At 38.3% G+C, this 18,625-nt stretch carries 20 protein-coding genes; 17 read left to right on the forward strand and 3 right to left on the reverse strand.

The window, feature by feature from the left end:
- Positions 1-18 precede the first annotated feature (18 nt).
- From atpD to C7B89_RS17910, 14 genes are all read left to right on the forward strand, one after another.
- Entirely contained in the window at positions 19-1,434 is a 1,416-nt protein-coding gene (gene atpD, locus C7B89_RS17845) for a F0F1 ATP synthase subunit beta (RefSeq protein ID WP_004269479.1), read from the forward strand.
- Positions 1,435-1,458: 24 nt separating this feature from the next.
- The gene (locus C7B89_RS17850) at positions 1,459-1,866 is read left to right on the forward strand and encodes a F0F1 ATP synthase subunit epsilon (protein ID WP_004269480.1); all 408 of its coding nucleotides are present in this window, start codon (positions 1,459-1,461) and stop codon (positions 1,864-1,866) included.
- 81 nt (positions 1,867-1,947) lie between these two features.
- Positions 1,948-2,187, forward strand: a complete 240-nt coding sequence (locus C7B89_RS17855) for a DUF1146 family protein (RefSeq protein WP_004269481.1) — start codon at positions 1,948-1,950, stop codon at positions 2,185-2,187.
- Between the two features lie 463 nt (positions 2,188-2,650).
- Positions 2,651-3,961, forward strand: coding sequence for a UDP-N-acetylglucosamine 1-carboxyvinyltransferase (gene murA / locus C7B89_RS17860; RefSeq protein ID WP_048395622.1), 1,311 nt, complete (start codon positions 2,651-2,653; stop codon positions 3,959-3,961).
- A gap of 81 nt (positions 3,962-4,042) precedes the next feature.
- Positions 4,043-4,981, forward strand: coding sequence for a stage II sporulation protein D (gene spoIID, locus C7B89_RS17865; protein ID WP_115674214.1), 939 nt, complete (start codon positions 4,043-4,045; stop codon positions 4,979-4,981).
- 37 nt (positions 4,982-5,018) lie between these two features.
- Positions 5,019-5,696: a M23 family metallopeptidase gene (locus tag C7B89_RS17870; protein ID WP_048395635.1), complete on the forward strand. Its 678-nt coding sequence runs from the start codon at positions 5,019-5,021 to the stop codon at positions 5,694-5,696.
- Positions 5,697-5,852: 156 nt separating this feature from the next.
- On the forward strand, positions 5,853-6,113 hold the full coding sequence (locus tag C7B89_RS17875) for a sporulation transcriptional regulator SpoIIID (protein ID WP_115674215.1): 261 nt from the start codon (positions 5,853-5,855) through the stop codon (positions 6,111-6,113).
- Positions 6,114-6,322: 209 nt separating this feature from the next.
- Entirely contained in the window at positions 6,323-7,318 is a 996-nt protein-coding gene (mreB, locus tag C7B89_RS17880; RefSeq protein WP_004269486.1) for a rod shape-determining protein, read from the forward strand.
- Positions 7,319-7,339: 21 nt separating this feature from the next.
- Positions 7,340-8,173: a flagellar hook-basal body protein gene (locus C7B89_RS17885; protein ID WP_115674216.1), complete on the forward strand. Its 834-nt coding sequence runs from the start codon at positions 7,340-7,342 to the stop codon at positions 8,171-8,173.
- 24 nt (positions 8,174-8,197) lie between these two features.
- Complete coding sequence (locus tag C7B89_RS17890) at positions 8,198-9,037, forward strand: flagellar hook-basal body protein (protein ID WP_048395638.1); 840 nt, start codon at positions 8,198-8,200, stop codon at positions 9,035-9,037.
- 47 nt (positions 9,038-9,084) lie between these two features.
- Positions 9,085-9,375 (forward strand): DNA-directed RNA polymerase subunit beta, encoded by a 291-nt coding sequence (locus tag C7B89_RS17895; RefSeq protein ID WP_004269489.1) that lies wholly within the window; start codon positions 9,085-9,087, stop codon positions 9,373-9,375.
- A gap of 56 nt (positions 9,376-9,431) precedes the next feature.
- Positions 9,432-9,875, forward strand: coding sequence for a 3-hydroxyacyl-ACP dehydratase FabZ (fabZ, locus tag C7B89_RS17900; RefSeq protein WP_016991806.1), 444 nt, complete (start codon positions 9,432-9,434; stop codon positions 9,873-9,875).
- Between the two features lie 147 nt (positions 9,876-10,022).
- A complete protein-coding gene (locus C7B89_RS17905; protein WP_048395640.1) occupies positions 10,023-10,406 on the forward strand; it encodes a hypothetical protein in 384 nt (127 codons plus the stop codon).
- A 109-nt stretch (positions 10,407-10,515) separates the two neighbouring features.
- A complete protein-coding gene (locus C7B89_RS17910; RefSeq protein WP_048395642.1) occupies positions 10,516-10,941 on the forward strand; it encodes a hypothetical protein in 426 nt (141 codons plus the stop codon).
- A 282-nt stretch (positions 10,942-11,223) separates the two neighbouring features.
- Here the strand turns inward: C7B89_RS17910 and C7B89_RS17915 are convergent, their stop codons facing one another.
- Positions 11,224-11,649 (reverse strand): YwpF family protein, encoded by a 426-nt coding sequence (locus tag C7B89_RS17915; protein ID WP_048395644.1) that lies wholly within the window; start codon positions 11,647-11,649, stop codon positions 11,224-11,226.
- 297 nt (positions 11,650-11,946) lie between these two features.
- Between C7B89_RS17915 and C7B89_RS17920 the strand changes: the two genes are divergently transcribed.
- Complete coding sequence (locus tag C7B89_RS17920; protein WP_004269495.1) at positions 11,947-12,345, forward strand: single-stranded DNA-binding protein; 399 nt, start codon at positions 11,947-11,949, stop codon at positions 12,343-12,345.
- Between the two features lie 245 nt (positions 12,346-12,590).
- Here the strand turns inward: C7B89_RS17920 and C7B89_RS17925 are convergent, their stop codons facing one another.
- On the reverse strand, positions 12,591-15,353 hold the full coding sequence (locus tag C7B89_RS17925; RefSeq protein ID WP_115674217.1) for a DEAD/DEAH box helicase: 2,763 nt from the start codon (positions 15,351-15,353) through the stop codon (positions 12,591-12,593).
- Positions 15,350-16,924, reverse strand: coding sequence for a hypothetical protein (locus C7B89_RS17930; protein ID WP_016991812.1), 1,575 nt, complete (start codon positions 16,922-16,924; stop codon positions 15,350-15,352). The genes C7B89_RS17925 and C7B89_RS17930 overlap by 4 nt, the downstream gene beginning before the upstream one ends.
- A 216-nt stretch (positions 16,925-17,140) precedes the next feature.
- Here C7B89_RS17930 and C7B89_RS17935 point away from each other — a divergent pair, with 216 nt between their 5' ends.
- Entirely contained in the window at positions 17,141-17,617 is a 477-nt protein-coding gene (locus C7B89_RS17935) for an IDEAL domain-containing protein (protein ID WP_066036931.1), read from the forward strand.
- A gap of 172 nt (positions 17,618-17,789) precedes the next feature.
- The gene (locus C7B89_RS17940) at positions 17,790-18,620 is read left to right on the forward strand and encodes a flagellin N-terminal helical domain-containing protein (RefSeq protein ID WP_066036930.1); all 831 of its coding nucleotides are present in this window, start codon (positions 17,790-17,792) and stop codon (positions 18,618-18,620) included.
- The last annotated feature ends 5 nt before the right edge of the window (positions 18,621-18,625 follow it).

The raw sequence follows: 18,625 nt of genomic DNA on the forward strand, positions 1-18,625 counted from the left end.
ATAGGAGGGTACACAGTAATGAATAAAGGACATGTTATTCAAGTAATGGGTCCAGTTGTTGACGTTAAATTCGACAATGGCCAATTACCAGCAATCTATAACGCTTTAACAGTTAAGATTGAACGTCCTAATGAAGAACCAACAATTCTTGCATTAGAAGTTGCGCTTCATTTAGGTGATGATTCTGTTCGTACAATTGCGATGTCATCTACTGATGGCTTACAACGTGGAGCAGAAGTAACAGACTTAGGAAAAGCTATCTCAGTACCAGTTGGTGAAGTTACACTAGGTCGTGTATTCAACGTACTTGGAGAAGTAATTGACTTAGGTGAAGAGATTCCAGCAGACGCACGTCGTGATTCAATTCACCGTGAAGCACCAACTTTCGAGAATCTTTCAACTACAGTTGAAATTCTTGAAACAGGTATCAAAGTAGTAGACTTACTTGCACCATATATCAAAGGTGGTAAAATCGGTCTATTCGGTGGTGCCGGTGTAGGTAAAACTGTATTAATCCAAGAATTAATCAACAATATCGCACAAGAGCACTCTGGTATCTCTGTATTCGCTGGTGTAGGTGAGCGTACTCGTGAAGGGAACGACTTATTCTTCGAAATGAGCGATTCAGGCGTTATCAAGCAAACAGCGATGGTATTCGGTCAAATGAACGAGCCACCTGGTGCACGTATGCGTGTTGCTTTAACTGGCCTTACAATGGCGGAATACTTCCGTGATGAGCAAGGTCAAGACGTACTTTTATTCATCGACAATATCTTCCGTTTCACACAAGCAGGTTCTGAGGTTTCTGCCCTATTAGGTCGTATGCCTTCAGCGGTAGGTTACCAACCAACACTTGCAACTGAGATGGGTAAACTACAAGAACGTATCACATCTACGAACAAAGGATCTGTAACTTCTATTCAAGCGATTTATGTACCAGCCGATGACTATACTGACCCGGCTCCAGCTACAACTTTCGCCCACTTAGATGCAACAACTAACCTTGAGCGTAAATTATCTGAAATGGGTATCTACCCTGCGGTTGACCCATTAGCTTCGACTTCTCGTGCATTATCACCTGAAATCGTAGGCGCTGAGCACTACGCAATTGCTACTGGTGTACAACGTACAATCCAACGTTACCGTGAATTACAAGATATCATTGCAATCTTAGGTATGGATGAGTTATCTGATGAAGATAAACAAACAGTAGAACGTGCTCGTCGTATTCAATTCTTCTTATCACAAAACTTCCACGTAGCGGAACAATTCACTGGTCAAAAAGGTTCTTATGTACCTGTAAAAGAAACTGTTCGTTCATTCAAGGAAATCCTTGATGGCAAATGGGATCACCTACCAGAAGATGCTTTCCGTCTAGTTGGTTCAATTGATGAAGTAGTTGAAAAAGCGAAAAGCATGGGCGTAGAGGTTTAATACTAGGGACGAGGAGGAAAAAATATGAAGACAGTTCTAGTCAATATTGTCACTCCCGACGGCCCAGTATACGATTCTGAAGTATCAATGGTAATCGCTAAAACAACTTCAGGAGAAATCGGTGTTCTTGCTGGCCATATTCCAATGGTTGCTCCACTTGCAATTGGTGCAGTGAAGCTTAAAAAAGAAAACGGTTCGACTGATATTGTTGCTGTAAGCGGTGGTTTCATTGAAGTTCGTCCAGAAAAAATCTCAATTTTAGCGCCGTCTGCTGAAATTGCTGAAAGCATCGATGTTCAACGTGCTAAAGAAGCCGTTAAACGTGCTGAAGGACGTCTTCAAAGTAAACAAGACAACATTGATTTCAAACGTGCTGACCTAGCATTAAAACGTGCGTTGAATCGTATCAACGTTCATGAGGGTAATATCTAATTCATTTTTAACGGGCAGATATCGCATCTGCCCGTTTTTTAAGGTGAATAAACATATTGAAGGAGAAATGGAGGATGCTACATGGAAATATATGAAGCGATCGGACAAGAAGCTTTATTGGGTATTTTATCTCACCTATTTTTTATTGCTATTACTTTTTACGCATTACAAGCTTTTATGATCGAAAAACTATTTAAAAAGAATCGAGTTTTTCAAATTCAGCTCATTTATATTTTACTTAGTATTGCGATAGGCTCAGCAGTATCTAATTTCTTTCTTCAAATATCTAGCTGGTCAGGCAAACTTCCTTATTTATTTTAAAGAATTCGTTGCTTTCTTTCATAAATTTATAGGTCTACATACTTCAAAGGACTTTATAATACCATTTGTGTGGCCCTTTGAACTATGTAAAAAGACGCTAATACATTAAATTCTTATGAATTTTACGCTATTAGCTACCAAGATACCCATTGATAAATGTACGATAATAGGGCCTGCCACTTCATTTTTTATAGAAAAAAGTGAAAAGTTGTTTTTTATTCATATATCTTTGGGTATGTATTAGAAGCGAACGGGTTATTGGTCATTCACAAAAAAAATTTAGCAGCGTACAATAAATAAATAGCAAAAAATCTAATAATGGCTTAAAATAGTGATTTGGACGCTTGAACGAGCGTTAGAAAAGTTGTACTATAGAGTTGTTTGTTTACTGATTATGACATTATACTTCTTTATTAAAATAAAAATTTGGTAGGTTAATAGATTGAATTCGGAGGGACATAGGGTGGATAAAATAATAGTGACTGGCGGCCAAAAACTACAGGGAAAAGTACGTGTAGAGGGCGCAAAAAATGCAGTGTTACCAATCCTTGCAGCAGCTTTACTTGCTTCAAAAGGAGAAAATGTAATTAAAGAAGTCCCTAATTTAGCAGACGTCTTTACAATAAATGAAGTACTTAAAAGTTTAAACGCAGCAGTTACATATATACCTGAAGATAATGCCGTATATATAGATGCAACAAAAGAACTTTCAAGTGAAGCTCAATTTGAATTTGTTAGTAAAATGCGTGCATCTATTTTAGTAATGGGATCTCTACTTGCTCGTAATGGCTATGCTCGTGTAGCACTTCCTGGAGGCTGTGCAATTGGATCACGTCCGATTGAATTACACTTAAAAGGCTTTGAAGCAATGGGTGCAAAAATTTCATTTGGCCATGGCTATGTTGAGGCGAAGACAGAGGGTCGCTTAAAAGGGGCGAATGTGTATTTGGATTTCCCAAGTGTTGGGGCAACTGAAAATATTATGACAGCTGCATCTTTAGCTGAAGGGACAACTGTAATTGAAAATGCAGCGAAAGAGCCTGAAATCGTGGATCTTGCAAACTTTATTAATAGTATGGGTGGCCGTGTAATCGGAGCGGGGACAAATACGATTCGTATCGAAGGAGTCGATACATTATATGGAGTAGAGCATCATATTATTCCTGACCGTATTGAAGCTGGTACATTTATGGTGGCAGCAGCTATTACGAGAGGAGATGTGGTGATTGAAAACGCAGTTCCTGAGCATATGACTGCTTTAATAGCTAAAATGCGTGAGATGGGTGTAGAAATTACTGAGTTGGATGAAGGAATCCGTGTACGAGTTCCTAAAACACTAAAAGCAGTTGATATCAAAACAATGCCACATCCTGGTTTCCCAACAGATATGCAATCACAAATGATGGCGTTAATGCTTACTGCTGAAGGTACGAGTATTATTACAGAAACGGTATTCGAAAACCGTTTTATGCATGTTGAGGAATTCCGTCGTATGAATGCTGGTGCTAAAATAGAGGGACGTTCTGTGTTTATCGAGGGGCCTGTGGATCTTCAGGGAGCTGAGGTAATGGCAACGGATTTACGAGCTGCGGCTGCATTAATTTTAGCAGGTCTTGTATCAGAAGGAATGACACGTGTCACAAAACTTCATCATTTAGATCGTGGTTATGTTGATTTCCATGGAAAATTAGCATCTCTTGGTGCTAATATTGAACGTATTACAGAAGAAGTAGTGACAATTGAAGATGTAACAGTTGAATTGCCTACAAACTAAATAGATTTTAAAACCCTTTGCTTTTTATGCAGAGGGTTTTTATTTTCTCATAACTACAAGAAATCTAGCATATTATTCCTTATGAAAAAATGGATGATTAGTATAGGTGTCATTTGCTTAATTGGGGCATTATATATGCTTCCTATAGTAGGGTTTAGTGAAAGACAAGAGGCTATCATACCTCAAACTAGTGATAAGAATGCTTGTGAAATATTTATAGAAGTGGAGGGGCAAGAAGAAAAAATCCCTTTGGAAACGTATATTACAGGGGTAGTTGCTGCAGAAATGCCCGTTTCTTTTAAAAAAGAGGCACTGAAGGCACAAGCTATTGCAGCACGCACATATGCGTTGAAAACGACAAATTACGGAAAAATTGCGATCGCCCCAACTGTGGCAAAACAAGTCTTCTATGATGAAGAACAAAGAAAGGCGAATTGGGCTAGCAATTTCCTGGGAAATGAAAAGAAAATTGTCGAAGCTATCAATGAAACACAAGGACAAGTTATTCTTTATAATAATGAATTGATTACAGCCATGTTTCATTCAACAAGCAATGGTAAAACAGAAAGTGCTTATGGATATGGTGGAAATGATATTCCATATTTGCAAAGTGTTGCAAGTATATCTGATCAAACATCTCCTAAGTTTGAGGCTGAGCAAGAATGGACTTTAGCTCAATGGAATAAGCTCTGGCCTATACAATGGCAACCTAGTGATTTTAATCGTATCCAGTTATTTTATAATGATTCTGGACGAGTAGAACGTTTACAGCTAGGGAATAACGTCTGGACAGGGAGAGAGGTAAGAACGCTCCTTGGTATACCATCAACTGATTTCACAATCATCTTTAATGCCAATAAAAGAAAAGTTCAAGTGAAAACTCAAGGTTATGGGCATGGAGTGGGCATGAGTCAATATGGAGCTGAGGCAATGGCAAATGAAAGGAAAACAGCTGCCGAAATTTTACACTATTATTATCAAGATATTGAAATAAAAAAAATAGATGCATGTTTAAAATAACTTCTAGTTGTTCACACTGCAACTAGAGGTGATGAAAATGAGAGAGGATAAAAATAACAAAGCTTCTCAAAACCAAGATCCAAATCAAAAGGAAAATGGCCAATTACAAAAGAAACCGTGGTTTTGGCCAGTAGTTTACACAGGTGGTGCACTTGTTCTAGCAGGATTGTTATTTGGTTACAATAGTCTCGTATCAAAAGTAGAAGAGGCTCCTTTACCAGATTTAGCTGAAGTAGATCCAGGTCCTGTAGTGGAAACTAATGCACGAACTGAAAACATGAAGTATCCATTCAAAGAAGAGAATTTTAGTAAAGTACAAGTCTTACAAGAATTTTACGAGTTAGAGGCAAATGAAGAGTCTCGTGAAAATGCACTAATGGTATTTAATCAAACATTTACTACATCTTCAGGAATCTCTATTGCTATGAATGGTGAAGAGTTTGAAGTACTAGCTGCTATGAGTGGTAAAGTACTAGAGGTAAAACTAGACGCATTTACAGGCAATAAGATCGTGATCGAGCATCCAAATGGTATGCAGACACATTATAGCTCTGTGAAGGATATCGCTGTTAAAGAAGGCGATGAGGTTACACAAGGTCAAGCATTAGGAAAAGCGACTGACAACGAGTGGAATCAAGCGGCTGGCGTCCACATGCATTTCGAAATTCTTGAAAACGGAAAATATATCAATCCGAAAAAATTACTAGCTTTTTAATGAGAAAAGCTAGTAACGCATAAAAAGTCAGCATTTTATCAAGAAAATGCAAAACGTGTTCTGAATAGCTTTGTCCTCACATAAGGTGAAGAAATGCGCAAATGTGCATCTGATTGCCAAAGCATTTTGTGAAATTGTGTGGAAAGGACGAAGAACGTGCATGAGCACATTCGGAAGCGCTGCATACGCCTCGGTGAATTACTGATTGAGACGCGTGAGACTGTGCGTGTCCTCGCGAAAATGACTGGTTATTCAAAAAGTACGGTGCACAAGGATTTAACAGAGCGATTACCAACAATTCATGAAGGATTAGCTGACCAAGTGAAAGAAATACTCGCCTACCATAAGGCCGTACGTCATATTCGCGGAGGAGAAGCAACGAAAAACAAGTGGAAAGAAAGAGCGAGTCATGAATGATTCGTTCTTTTTTGTTGTGTTGGACAAGCATAAGTGATGATTTTCTAAGAATAGTAATTCTATATTATAGCCGTTCACTGCCTAAAAAGAAAACAGTCTTATTCACTAAATTTAGGTGAAATTACCAATAGAATATGATAAAATATTCTAGATAAAGAGATAAAATGAACGTTATGTAGTTGGAACTGGCGGGAAGGAGAAATTATAAAATGTTTTCGAAAGATATTGGCATTGACTTAGGGACTGCGAACGTATTAATCCACGTTAAGGGGAAAGGGATCGTCCTCAATGAACCATCTGTTGTGGCGATCGATAAAAAGACAAATAAAGTATTAGCGGTTGGGGAAGAAGCCCGCCAAATGGTAGGGAGAACGCCAGGTAATATCACAGCTATTCGTCCACTAAGAGACGGAGTCATTGCAGATTTTGATGTGACAGAGGCGATGTTAAGACATTTCATCAATAAATTAAACGTAAAAGGATTTTTGGCGAAGCCACGCATATTAATTTGTTGTCCAACGAATATTACAAGTGTTGAACAAAAGGCAATTCGTGAAGCTGCTGAAAAATCCGGTGGTAAAAAAGTATATTTAGAGGAAGAGCCAAAAGTTGCAGCAATAGGTGCTGGAATGGATATTTTCCAACCAAGTGGAAATATGGTAGTCGATATCGGGGGCGGAACGACAGATATCGCAGTTCTATCAATGGGTGATATCGTAACAAGTGAATCCATTAAAGTAGCAGGCGATGTGTTTGATAACGATATTTTGCAATATATTAAAAAAGAATATAAATTGCTGATTGGAGAACGTACTGCAGAGGCAATCAAAATGACAATTGGTACAGTTTTCAAAGGTAGTCGCAATGATACAATGGATATTCGTGGCCGTGATATGGTAACAGGTTTACCACGTACAATTACAATTGAGTCTGAAGAAATTGAACGTGCACTACATGAGTCAGTAGCCATGATTGTCCAGTCAGCTAAAAATGTCTTAGAAAAAACACCACCTGAATTATCAGCCGATATCATTGATCGTGGAGTGATTATAACTGGTGGTGGTGCATTGTTACATGGAATGGACCAGCTATTAATAGAAGAGTTGAAGGTACCTGTTTTCATTGCAGAGAGACCTATGGATTGTGTAGCCATTGGTACAGGTATCATGCTTGAAAATATTGATCGTGTGCCAGCATCCTTATAAAAATAAAATGAGGTGATTTCTTTGTTTAAAGGATTTTATACAGTTGCAACAGGTATGATCACGCAACAAAGAAGAACAGAATTACTTACCAATAATTTATCAAATGCGAATACACCAGGATTTAAGGCAGATCAATCTACGATTCGCTCATTTCCAGATATGCTAATGTCTAGCATTGGAAAAACAAATGCTCCTGCTCACCAACAAGCTGGCGCTGAATATATGAGTCAAGTAGGAGCTTTAAATACAGGGACATATTTACAAGAAACATTGCCAAATTACATACAAGGCCAAATCTATAATACTGATTTTACAACAGATATGGCATTGATTAATGGAAACTTACCACAAAATGAAGATGGGGTTATGGGTTCAATTTTCTTCCGACTAGAACATCCTGCTGGTGGTGAGGCTTACACACGTAATGGTAATTTCACTTTAGATGGGCAAGGCTATTTAGTTAACGGTCAAGGATTATATGTACTAAATGATGCTGGGCAACGTATCCAGCTACCAAATGATGATTTCCGATTAGATGAAAGTGGCGCTATCTTTGTAAATAATCAACAAGTAGCTCGTGTTGGTGTATCATTTGCTGCTAACCCGAACATGCTACAAAAACAAGATAATGGCCTTATTCGTACAGGAAATGGTGAGAACTTGCCAACAGCTTATGGAGCGAATGGTGTTTCCTTTACACTACGTCAAAACTTTTTAGAAGGGTCAAACGTAGATTCTGGTCGCACAATGACAGATTTAATGACTGCCTACCGTGCATTTGAAGCAAATCAAAAAGTATTACAAGCTTATGATCGTAGCATGGAAAAGGCTGTAAATGAAATCGGAAAAATTTAATGGGCGAACAGGAGGCTTTTATCAATGCTACGTACAATGATTACAGCTACAAACACAATGGGGCAATTACAAAACAAACTGGATACCATTAGTAATAACATTGCTAACAGTAATACAACGGGCTATAAAACAAAGGAAGCATCCTTTAATGAATTACTTTATCAGCAATTTAATAATGATAAGCAGGATCGCGCAGAACGACAAACACCTGTTGGTATTCGCTATGGATCTGGCGCAATGATTGGGCAAATTAAATCCAATGAAAAGCAAGGTTCATTACAAACAACTAATCGTGATTTAGACTTAGCTTTCACAAAAGCGAAACAATATTTCAATATTTTGATGCCAGATGGTGAAAATGGAACTGAAACAGTGTATACTCGACAAGGTGACTTTTATTTATCTCCATTGAATAATGGAACAGTTATGCTTGTAACAGCAGAGGGTTATCCAGTAGCTAATGCTGCAGGACAAGCTATTACATTACCAGACACGGTTCAAAAGTTTGCTGTTCGAGATGGTGGCGTATTAGAAGCATCTTATCCAAATGGGGATATTATTCGTACGGATTTAGCTGTAACAGAATTCCAAAAGCCGCAATTAATGGAGCATGTTGCCGGTTCTTATATGGGATTACCTAATAATTTAGCTGAACTTGGCTATACGCAGGCAGAAGTTTTGACAGAGCTTGTGGGAGCCAACCGTCAGCAAATTGGCATGCAAAGTGGTACACTAGAAATGTCCAATGTTAACCTCTCGAAAGAAATGACAGAACTCATTCAAACACAACGTTCTTATCAATTCAACGCAAGAGCGGTGACATTAGCAGATCAAATGCTAGGACTAATTAATGGCATTCGATAGGAAGTTATCCAAAAACGCATAGTAAGGAATGAAGAGGAGTACAATCTATGACAAACGATTCACGTCGACGTTCTGTGCCGACACAAGAAACCGATACGCAACCGCAACCAGAAAAGAAAGAACGCCGCTCGACTGGAGAGCAACGCGAGGTTCGATGGGTGCAAATCCGACTGATTCCGATTTGGTTACGCATTGTAATTGTTCTCATTTTAGTCGTTGTTGCCGCAGCATTAGGCGCAATGTTTGGCTTTAGCGTTATTGGAGAAGGCAATGCTATGGATATTTTTAAACGAGAAACATGGCAGCATATATTTGATATTATGAATGGTAAAGAATAACATTATTCTTTACCTTACTTTGTGTATACATACTTAATTTTTGAGGGGGAAATGACATGTTAACTGCAGAACAAATTCAAGCAATTTTACCACACCGCTATCCTTTTTTATTCGTCGATCGCATCATTGAATTAGAAGAAGGGAAACGTGCAGTAGGATTAAAAAACGTTTCAATTAACGAAGATTTTTTTAATGGGCACTTCCCAGGTTATCCAGTTATGCCAGGTGTGTTAATTGTGGAAGCTTTAGCTCAAGTAGGTGGAGTGGCTTTATTAAATGCTGAAGAATTTAAGGGTCGTTTAGCGTTTTTAACGGGTGTTGATAATTGTCGTTTCAAGCGTCAAGTCGTACCTGGCGACCAACTTAAATTGGAAGTAGAATTTGTAAAACTTCGTGGCGCAATGGGTAAAGGTCATGGTGTAGCAACTGTAGATGGAGAACTTGTATGTGAAGCCGATATTCTATTTGCAATTGGGCCTGAACAGCCTAAACAAGCTTAATTTGCATTTGTAGACCAAAAGATATAAAATAGATAAAGTCAAGTCAAAAATTGATTAGTAGGTTCTTAAATTGCGATGGTAAATAAGCGATTGTGAATTGAAATAGATGTAATTTTTAGGTTTTACAAACGTAGGAGGATTATTAAGATGTATAAGGAATTGTCTTCAGGTATTAAAATTAGCATTACTCGTTCGATTTCAACATCTTTTGAAACATACTTAGCAAGTATTGGTTGGGATGAAGAGCGCTTTTCCATGGAAGACTTCATTGCAAACTGGCAGACTTATTTTCAGGAGAATGCCGCGTGGATCGAAAAAATCCCTGCTGATACATTGATGAGCGCACAGTTTCATGAAGAAATGGCACAAAAAATCGATGAGGTTATTGCCAAAATTTTAAATGAAGAACCAACAGCACAGCAAGTCGAAACAATCGAGGCATTGCAAAAAGAGCTAGGCACAAACTATAGCTACGACTGTAAAGCAGAGGCAGCATATATTGAACAGTTATTAAAAGAAAAACAAAAATAGTTTGTACAAAAATCGGATAGTTCCCTCCTTTCTCGGGCAATCTATGTAGGATCACAAATACAGTAGATGTATTTGATGACATAGTACCCAAGAAAGGAGGTTTTTTACTATGTGGAAAATGTCATTTTTAACCATCATTCTTGCAACTGCATTCCTTGGAGGTTGTAACTGGGGAAATAATGCAGTAGAAGATCACCCTGTTCGAGAAGTCGAGAATGACGTACGTCGAGGAGTCGACGATGTTGAGGACGCATTAGATCCGAATAATCGTGACGATGCATACGATCGCAATAATGTAAATGGGAATGGTGTAGATCGAGGTACTGTTAACGATAATACAACATTACCTGAAGCAACAACACCTGGTTCAAATGCCGATATCAACAGCACAAACGGCTATGATAACACACCAAATGCAAACGGTGTAAATGGTGTTGAACGTAATGACAACATGAACGGTAACAATAATAATGATGTTGTCGACGATAAAGTAAACAACACTGAAAAATACCGTGATGGTATGAATAACCGATAACATAAAAAGAGTGTTTCCTCTGCGGAAAACACTCTTTTTTATACCCATGTAAGCGGGAAATGCCAGAAGCATAATAATACTCATGAAGAGTAACTAATCACTAATCAAGCATGGCCCTAAGAAAATTCCTATACTCCTATAATGACAAAACGAACATCTCCAACAGCCTTAAAGGCCTCCCCCTCATAGCAACCACCAAATGAAACCCTCCTTTTTCAAATTGTATTGTACAAAAAAATTACTGCTTGTCCAATAAAAAAAACGATGCAAAAATTCGCATCGTCAGTCATTTTTTAATTTTGGTCGCTTTTTCATATCTTGTGTAAAGCGATCCAGTAAATCCTCTAAAGAAACACCCTCAGCAAGTAGCTCGGAAAGTAATTGTTCTGCATATTTTGATCGTTTAATTTTAAGCGTACCTTTTAATAGAACTGAAACATGATTACCGATTTCTTCAACAGTATGTACGATCACCTGAAAAGGAGCGGGTTCATTATCTGGGAATGAAATAACTGCACGTACATTGAAGACTGTAGCATTCGCTAAGAGCTCATCAAAGGTTGAGCGATATTGTTTTTCCATAAACAATTCAAGTACCCAAGATTGATGACTATTTTCCTGATTAATAATGATGCCATCGATTAAAGGGAATGGTTGCACGCCATCTTTCGTGACAAGGTCAAAGGAAAGCATTTTAAAGGTTTTCAATATGTATATTCCTCCTAAGTCTGTCATTCTTTTAGTATAACACATGAGACAGCTGTTGTTTGTGATGCGCACCTGTGACGGTTTTTCAAAAACTGCGAAATTGCAGATTTCATGGAATAGCATTTGCCATTACAGCCTAAAGCATTCAGCTAGAAAATTAATAAAAAATAGAAAAATAAAAATGCCGATTTACCCAATTTATGCACAAAAACTGAAGGAAATTAACAATATTGATTTTTGCGAATACCGGAATCATTTTGTAAGATGAGAGCAATCAAAAGCAAAGGAGGTGAATGAATGAATCAAGTCGGATTGGTTGGAAGGTTTACAAAAGACCCGGTGTTACGTTACTTATCTGGAAATCGTGTGCAAACTCATTTCTCACTAGCCATTAATCGTAATTTTAAAAACAATCAAGGGGAAGTAGATACAGATTTTGTTTTCTGTACAGCTTGGGGAAGGCTTGCAGAGAATATCGTTAAATATTGCGGTAAAGGTTCATTAATCGGTGCCACTGGCCGTATTCAAACAAGGTCATTTGTAAATGAGGAAAGCACAAAGATTTTTATGACAGAGATAGTGGTTGAGGATGTTAGATTTTATCAACTTAAACAAAGAGATAGTGACGAAGCAGTTACTATACCGCCACAGCCACCGAATGAACAGGAACACTTAAAGGATTTTGTTTTACCTTAGCAAGTATAGCTTACATACGGGGCAAGAGAACATTCATTGTCTGATCCGCCATTCTCCTTATATTTCTTGCACCGTAACAAACAGAAAGGAATGATGTGGAACACAAATAAAAAACATTGCTGAAGACCGCACAGCAATGGAATTTTCAATACAACTAAATACAAATGATGAAGTAAGTAGGGAAAAGAAGTAGCAAGTTCCACTAAATAGCGCCAAGAACTATTTGCTCTTGGCGCATCTCATTATTATATATCTAATGTTATTAAATCGCGGAGTTCTTGATCTTCTAACTCGGTCAACCACTGGCTTGATTGAATAAGCTCTTCGGATAATGCAGATTTCTGCACCAGCATCTTATCAATTTTTTCCTCGATCGTGCCAATTGTCACAAACTTATGGACCTGCACAAATTGTGTCTGTCCGATTCGATATGCTCGATCGGTCGCTTGGTTTTCAACAGCAGGATTCCACCAGCGATCTGCATGTAAAACATGATTAGCTGCTGTTAAATTAAGTCCTGTTCCACCAGCTTTCAAAGAAAGGATAAATATAGGGAAATCTCCTGCCTGGAAAGCCTCTACTAAGCGGTCTCGTTGCTGCTTAGGCATGGCACCAGTTAAAAATGGTGCATCCACATTATATATTTCACTAAAGCAATGTTGTAGCAATTGTCCCATTCCGATATATTGTGTAAAGATGAGACATTGCTCGCCATTGTCCACAATCTCAGCTGCCATTTGTACAATGCGCTCTAGCTTAGTCGAACGTGCAAGCATTGTTTCGGCATCCTCGAAAGATTCCTTTAAATATAAGGCAGGATGATTACATAGTTGCTTTAATTTACTGAGCATCTTTAAGACGCGACCCTTTTTTTGAAAGCCTGTTAACTGCTCCAGCTGATCAAGCGTCTCTAAAATATAGCCCTCATAAAGTGAAGCTTGCTCTGTTGTTAATGGACAATATTCATTCGATTCTAGCTTATCTGGTAAGTTAAGCTGTAAATGTGGATCTCGCTTTGTACGACGCAATAAGAATGGCTGAATTTTAGCTCGAAGCTTCTGCTTATGCGACTCTGATTCGTCTCGTTCAATAGGCAAAATAAATTCTTCATTGAAGCGACCAAAACTACCTAGATAGCCCTTATGAATGAAATCAAAAATAGCCCATAGCTCAGATAAACGATTTTCTACAGGTGTCCCAGTAAGAGCTATGTGATGGTCACCTAGCAATTTACGAATGGCTTTCGATTGTAATGTTTGCATATTTTTAATGTTTTGTGCTTCATCAAGTACTACCGTTGCCCATTCGATATCCTGTAAAAATTCAGTATCCTGTGAAACAGTACCATAGGTTGATAAAATGACATGTGGCCTTTCTGCTGTCACTAGCTTTTTAAACTCTTCATCCTTTGCTCGATTTGCTTGATAATGTGTATGCACAATCAGGGACGGGGCAAATCGAGCAAGTTCTTTTTGCCAGTTCCCAAGTACTGAAGTGGGACAAATAATGATGGATGGCTTTGTGTAAGTTGATGACTCATAAATATGGAGCAAATAGGTAATCAATTGAACCGTTTTTCCAAGTCCCATATCATCAGCTAGACATGCACCGAAACCTTGTTGGCGCATAAAGACTAACCATTCAAAGCCTTCTAATTGATAAGGGCGTAATTCGGTTTGTAGGGACAATGGAATCGAGACGGCAGGTAAGCCTTTCTTCTCCAAAAGTTGCTCCATGTATGCTTTTAATGATTGTTGTATTTCCAATGCAAAGATTGGATCATCTCTCAGTGCATCATCTACATCTTCTTCCTCAACAGGAGCAGACAGGTCTTCTGGTAACTCCCTAAATAATAATTCTCGAACAGTCCAACTTTCATCTTCTGCCTGTTGCATCAATTCACGCATTTCTTGCATCCAATTAGCATCTACTCGGAACCATTCAGTACCAATACGAATAAATTCACGTTTCTCATCCACAAGTTTTTTAAATTGCTCAGCTGAAATCGTTTGTCCGTTCATAGAAAACTGCCATTTAAACGTTAAAATATCATCTAAACCTGCTACCTTCCTTGTGGAAACATTGCTAGTTGTAACGCGTACTCGGATTTTGGATTGTTTTAAATCCTTTAGCCATGCTGGCAGCACAACATCAAAACCAAGTGCCTGCAATCTAGCAAGATCCTCCCGTAAAAAAGAGCGAACTTCTAAATCTTCCAGTGTCACACGAATAAAGATATCACTATTGATCGTATCGGTGGATAGAAGTTCTACAATTTGCTGTTGTTGCTGTGTAATTTCAGTCGCAAACATTCTCCACTTTGTAGGTAGTGCCTCTTCAATAGGTAAGGATTGTTTACGAATAGCAGGTGTCCAGTAGTTTTTCGTTGTAGCAGTGCTTAGCACCGTTTCTAATAACCATAAATCGGCATCTTCTTCTGGCTCACTTAACCGTAAAGAAACGGAAACAGCTCCAGCTTGACGAGCTTGATCCAATGGCCAGCCTCCACGTAGGAAAAAGGGTAGTAACTTTGGTAAATCAGCTAGTATTAGCCCAACCTGTGAAAGCTTCTGCTGTACAGCCGTTTCCAATAATGCTGAATCGATATGATCAATAGGGAAAGTTAATGATGAAAAATCATCTGCAATCACAGCATGTGACCAAAGTGATGGCTCTTGCCAGTATGCTTGTAATGCATAAACTTTATTTAACCATTTTATACTTTCTTCATTTGCACCAATCCAATTAATGAAGGGGTGCTGGAAGCTTGTTGAAAAAATATCGAGTAATTCAGCCGTAGAAACTTCAATCGTAAAATCAGCCCGATTTGTTAATAATCCATAAACATTTGCCTCATAAGTAAAGAATAGCGAAGAAATTAATGTATCAACATCGATTGCTGTACCATTTGCAGTAAAACCCTGCAACGTAAAATATCCTTCCCGAGCTACTTCGATACGGAGCTGTTGTGTTTTGGAAAAAGGGGAAGGAGCATTTATTGTCATCATACTAAGTTTCCTTTCTCAATTTCTTCTTGTAACGCACGTAGTCGTTTATATTCTGCACGAATGGTTTGCATATATGTTTCAAAATAAGCTGCTTTACCAGCTCGCTTTGCAGCGCTACGCATACTTTTCCAAATACGCACAGCCTGTTTATAATTTAAGCGTGATTTTTGCGCAATTTCAGCCATTGCATAGACATGATATAAAGGTAAAACAGTTGCAGGTTCAACCTGTAATACATCCTTTAATCCACACATTTCTAAGTAAGAGAGGGATGATGGGTTAAGTTGATGTAGAGCTGCCCATTCCCGATAGCGACCTTTTTTAATTAAAAAACTTGAGAACGGCTGTAGTCCATACACACCAAAGGCACTATACAGCATTGCTTCCTCTTCCTCCGAAAGCTGAATCTCGTCAAATAAAAGTTGGAATTGCCTTACGTATTGGGCACGCTGAACGACTGGAACGACCTCCTGTAGAAACACTTCAGTCAAAGGTAAAATTGCTCGTAAAATGACTGCTAATGAATTTGACTCTCCAGCACGTTGAGCAAAAGTAGCTAGTTCAAACAAATCCTGCATTTGTGGTAAATCGACCTGTGCCAACTTTTCAAGCAGTAAATCCTCTTTCTGTAATAGCACATAAAATAATAATTTTAGTGATTGTAGAGAAATTTCTGCTGAAGAGTGAACAAGATTATTTATAAATGCCAATTCCTGTTCACGACGAGGCTTCTCATAAAAAAGTACTGCCCATAGTAGCATATATAGACGAAGGCGATTGGCAAAAAGCCCTTGTCTTTCTAATAAAAATTCTCTTACTAGCTCTTGGATGGCATCATAAAATGGATCTGTCGCAAATAGTCGTGATCGATTAGAAAGCTCTGTAAGAATGCTCTCAAAAGATTGCGTGCTTTGTTCGATAAAATATTTCATATAAGGTGAATCTAACGAATGTCCAGGTGTTTCATTTAAATGTCGCCATATCGAATTAAAAATGGCTAGCTCCATATAGAGCTTATAAAGAGGTTGCCATTCACGCTCAAAGGGCATATGTCGACGAAGACGCTCCAAAGCATCGGTTCTTACAGCGGAAAGCCCATAGCCTTCTAGTATGCGCCCAGGTGGTAATAATCGTTTCATCACCTCATCCACCATCATCGACCAGCTTTGCGGGCTGCGTTCATCTGCTAAAGATTTTAATTGAACAGATTTTTGTGCACGCCAAGCACTCGACCAATTTTGAACAGAATCAAAATATTGGTAGAGAGCGAGTAAAGCACCTATTTGATGTCGACACCATTTTGCTTGAGGACAGCTACAATGTAGCTCTTCCTTTGAAAAATCAATTTCAACAGAAGCGGGTCTGACATCTTGAACACTTGCATATAATATAGAACTTGCTCCATTAAATCGTTCAAAAACAATGGACTTATTCCTTACTGAAAAGACAGCACGGCGTACTAGTTCCTCATCTTCGGTAGAGGAAGGATGTAACCCTTGTTCAGCTTCTTTTAATTTAGTCAGCACAAATGTTTGATGTTCCTTAGCTAATTGCGATATAGACAATGCCATAACCTCACTCCTTTCATCATGTATGGCTATAGTTAACATTGTTAATTGTAAAAAGGAAAAAAAGACTGTCCTTCCATTATACGATTAAAATGCAGTAATGATAAGCTGAATGATCAGCTGAATGATCAGAAAGAAAAAAATGAGGTAAAGATAGTTAACAAGGCTTTTGATTTGTGTTAAAATCTGAATAATCAGATAACTAGGGAGGGATGAAGGATGATGCAAGTTCAATACATGAAGCCGTTTTACACAAAAGTTACTGGAGATAAATTACGTCTCGTATTTGCTTATCAATATTTCTCTATTTTAAAAGAGAATGAGATTTTCCATTTCATTCCCATAGAAGGTAAAGAGATGATCATCAACATGAAGACACAGCAGATTGAAAATTTATCTGAGGTTTTTGTTTTCCAAAAAGGAAATCGCTTTATTCGGTTACCACTTTATCAACTATTGCTTATTACTAATGTTCATGAGCATCTAGCACCAATACTTGAAAGCGCTACACCAAAGCAACAAATTCCGATGGTTTCTACTGTGACGGTTGGTGAAATCGATCAGCTTATTGCAGAGTTAGAGGAGAAAAATTTGGATCATTTGATTGATCAGGCATTACTAGAGAATAATAAAGAACTCTTTTTCGAATTGCTACAGCAAAAGAGCCATCAACTTGGGGGTTTCAAAATTGAATAGATGGAATGTCCAGTAAGCACCTACTTATCATAAATGACAAGCAGGTGCTTTTATTATGTAGTTAATCAACTATAAAATGTTAAAAAAACATAAAAAATTAGAAACGATTTCCAGTATTAAGGTCAATAGATGAGATGTTGGACCGATATAAAAACAAGAAGGTGGTGAAATCATGCTTGGTAAGTGGTCAGCGACAGGGATGGCAATCCTGAATAATATGAATCGTCATTATGGGGCGATGAGTAAAGCTATGCTACGAATTTCTTCCGGATATCGAATTAATAGTGCAGCAGACGATCCAGCAGGACTGGCGATTTCTGAAAAAATGCGTGCTCAAATTCGTGGCTTGAATATGGCAGCTAAGAATATACAGGATGGTATTTCGCTTGTGCAGACGGCAGAGGGGGCACTGAATGAGACACATGCCATGATTCAGCGTATGCGTGAGTTAGCAGTGGAGGCAGCCAATGATACATTAACAGATGATGATCGTAAAAAATTAGATTTGGAATTTCAGGAATTAAAAAAGGAAATCCAGCGCACATCAACCGATACAGAATTTAATACGAAGACATTACTTAATGGGGATTATGAAACAAATGGCATCAAGATTCAAGCAGGCGCCAATGAAGGACAGAGTATAGAATTATTTATTAATGGGATGGGGTCCGAGGCACTTGGGTTGAAGGATGCTTCTATTGCTACTCGTGAGGATGCGGAAAAAGCTATGTCTTCAATGGATGAAGCCTTAAAACGTGTTTCCAATGAGCGCTCACGTCTTGGTGCCTATCAGAACCGCTTGGAACATGCCTATAATGCTAATGTGAACACGGCAGAGAATTTACAAGCAGCAGAGTCTCGTATTCGAGATGCAGATATCGCAAAAGAGATGATGAATATGGTGAAGGCGCAAATTTTAATGCAAGCAGGTCAATATGTTTTAGCCATGCATATGCAACAGGCCCAGTCCATTTTAAAATTATTAGAAGTAGGAAAAAAATGATGAAT

Source organism: Lysinibacillus capsici (genome assembly GCF_003367505.1).
Taxonomy (GTDB): domain Bacteria; phylum Bacillota; class Bacilli; order Bacillales_A; family Planococcaceae; genus Lysinibacillus; species Lysinibacillus capsici.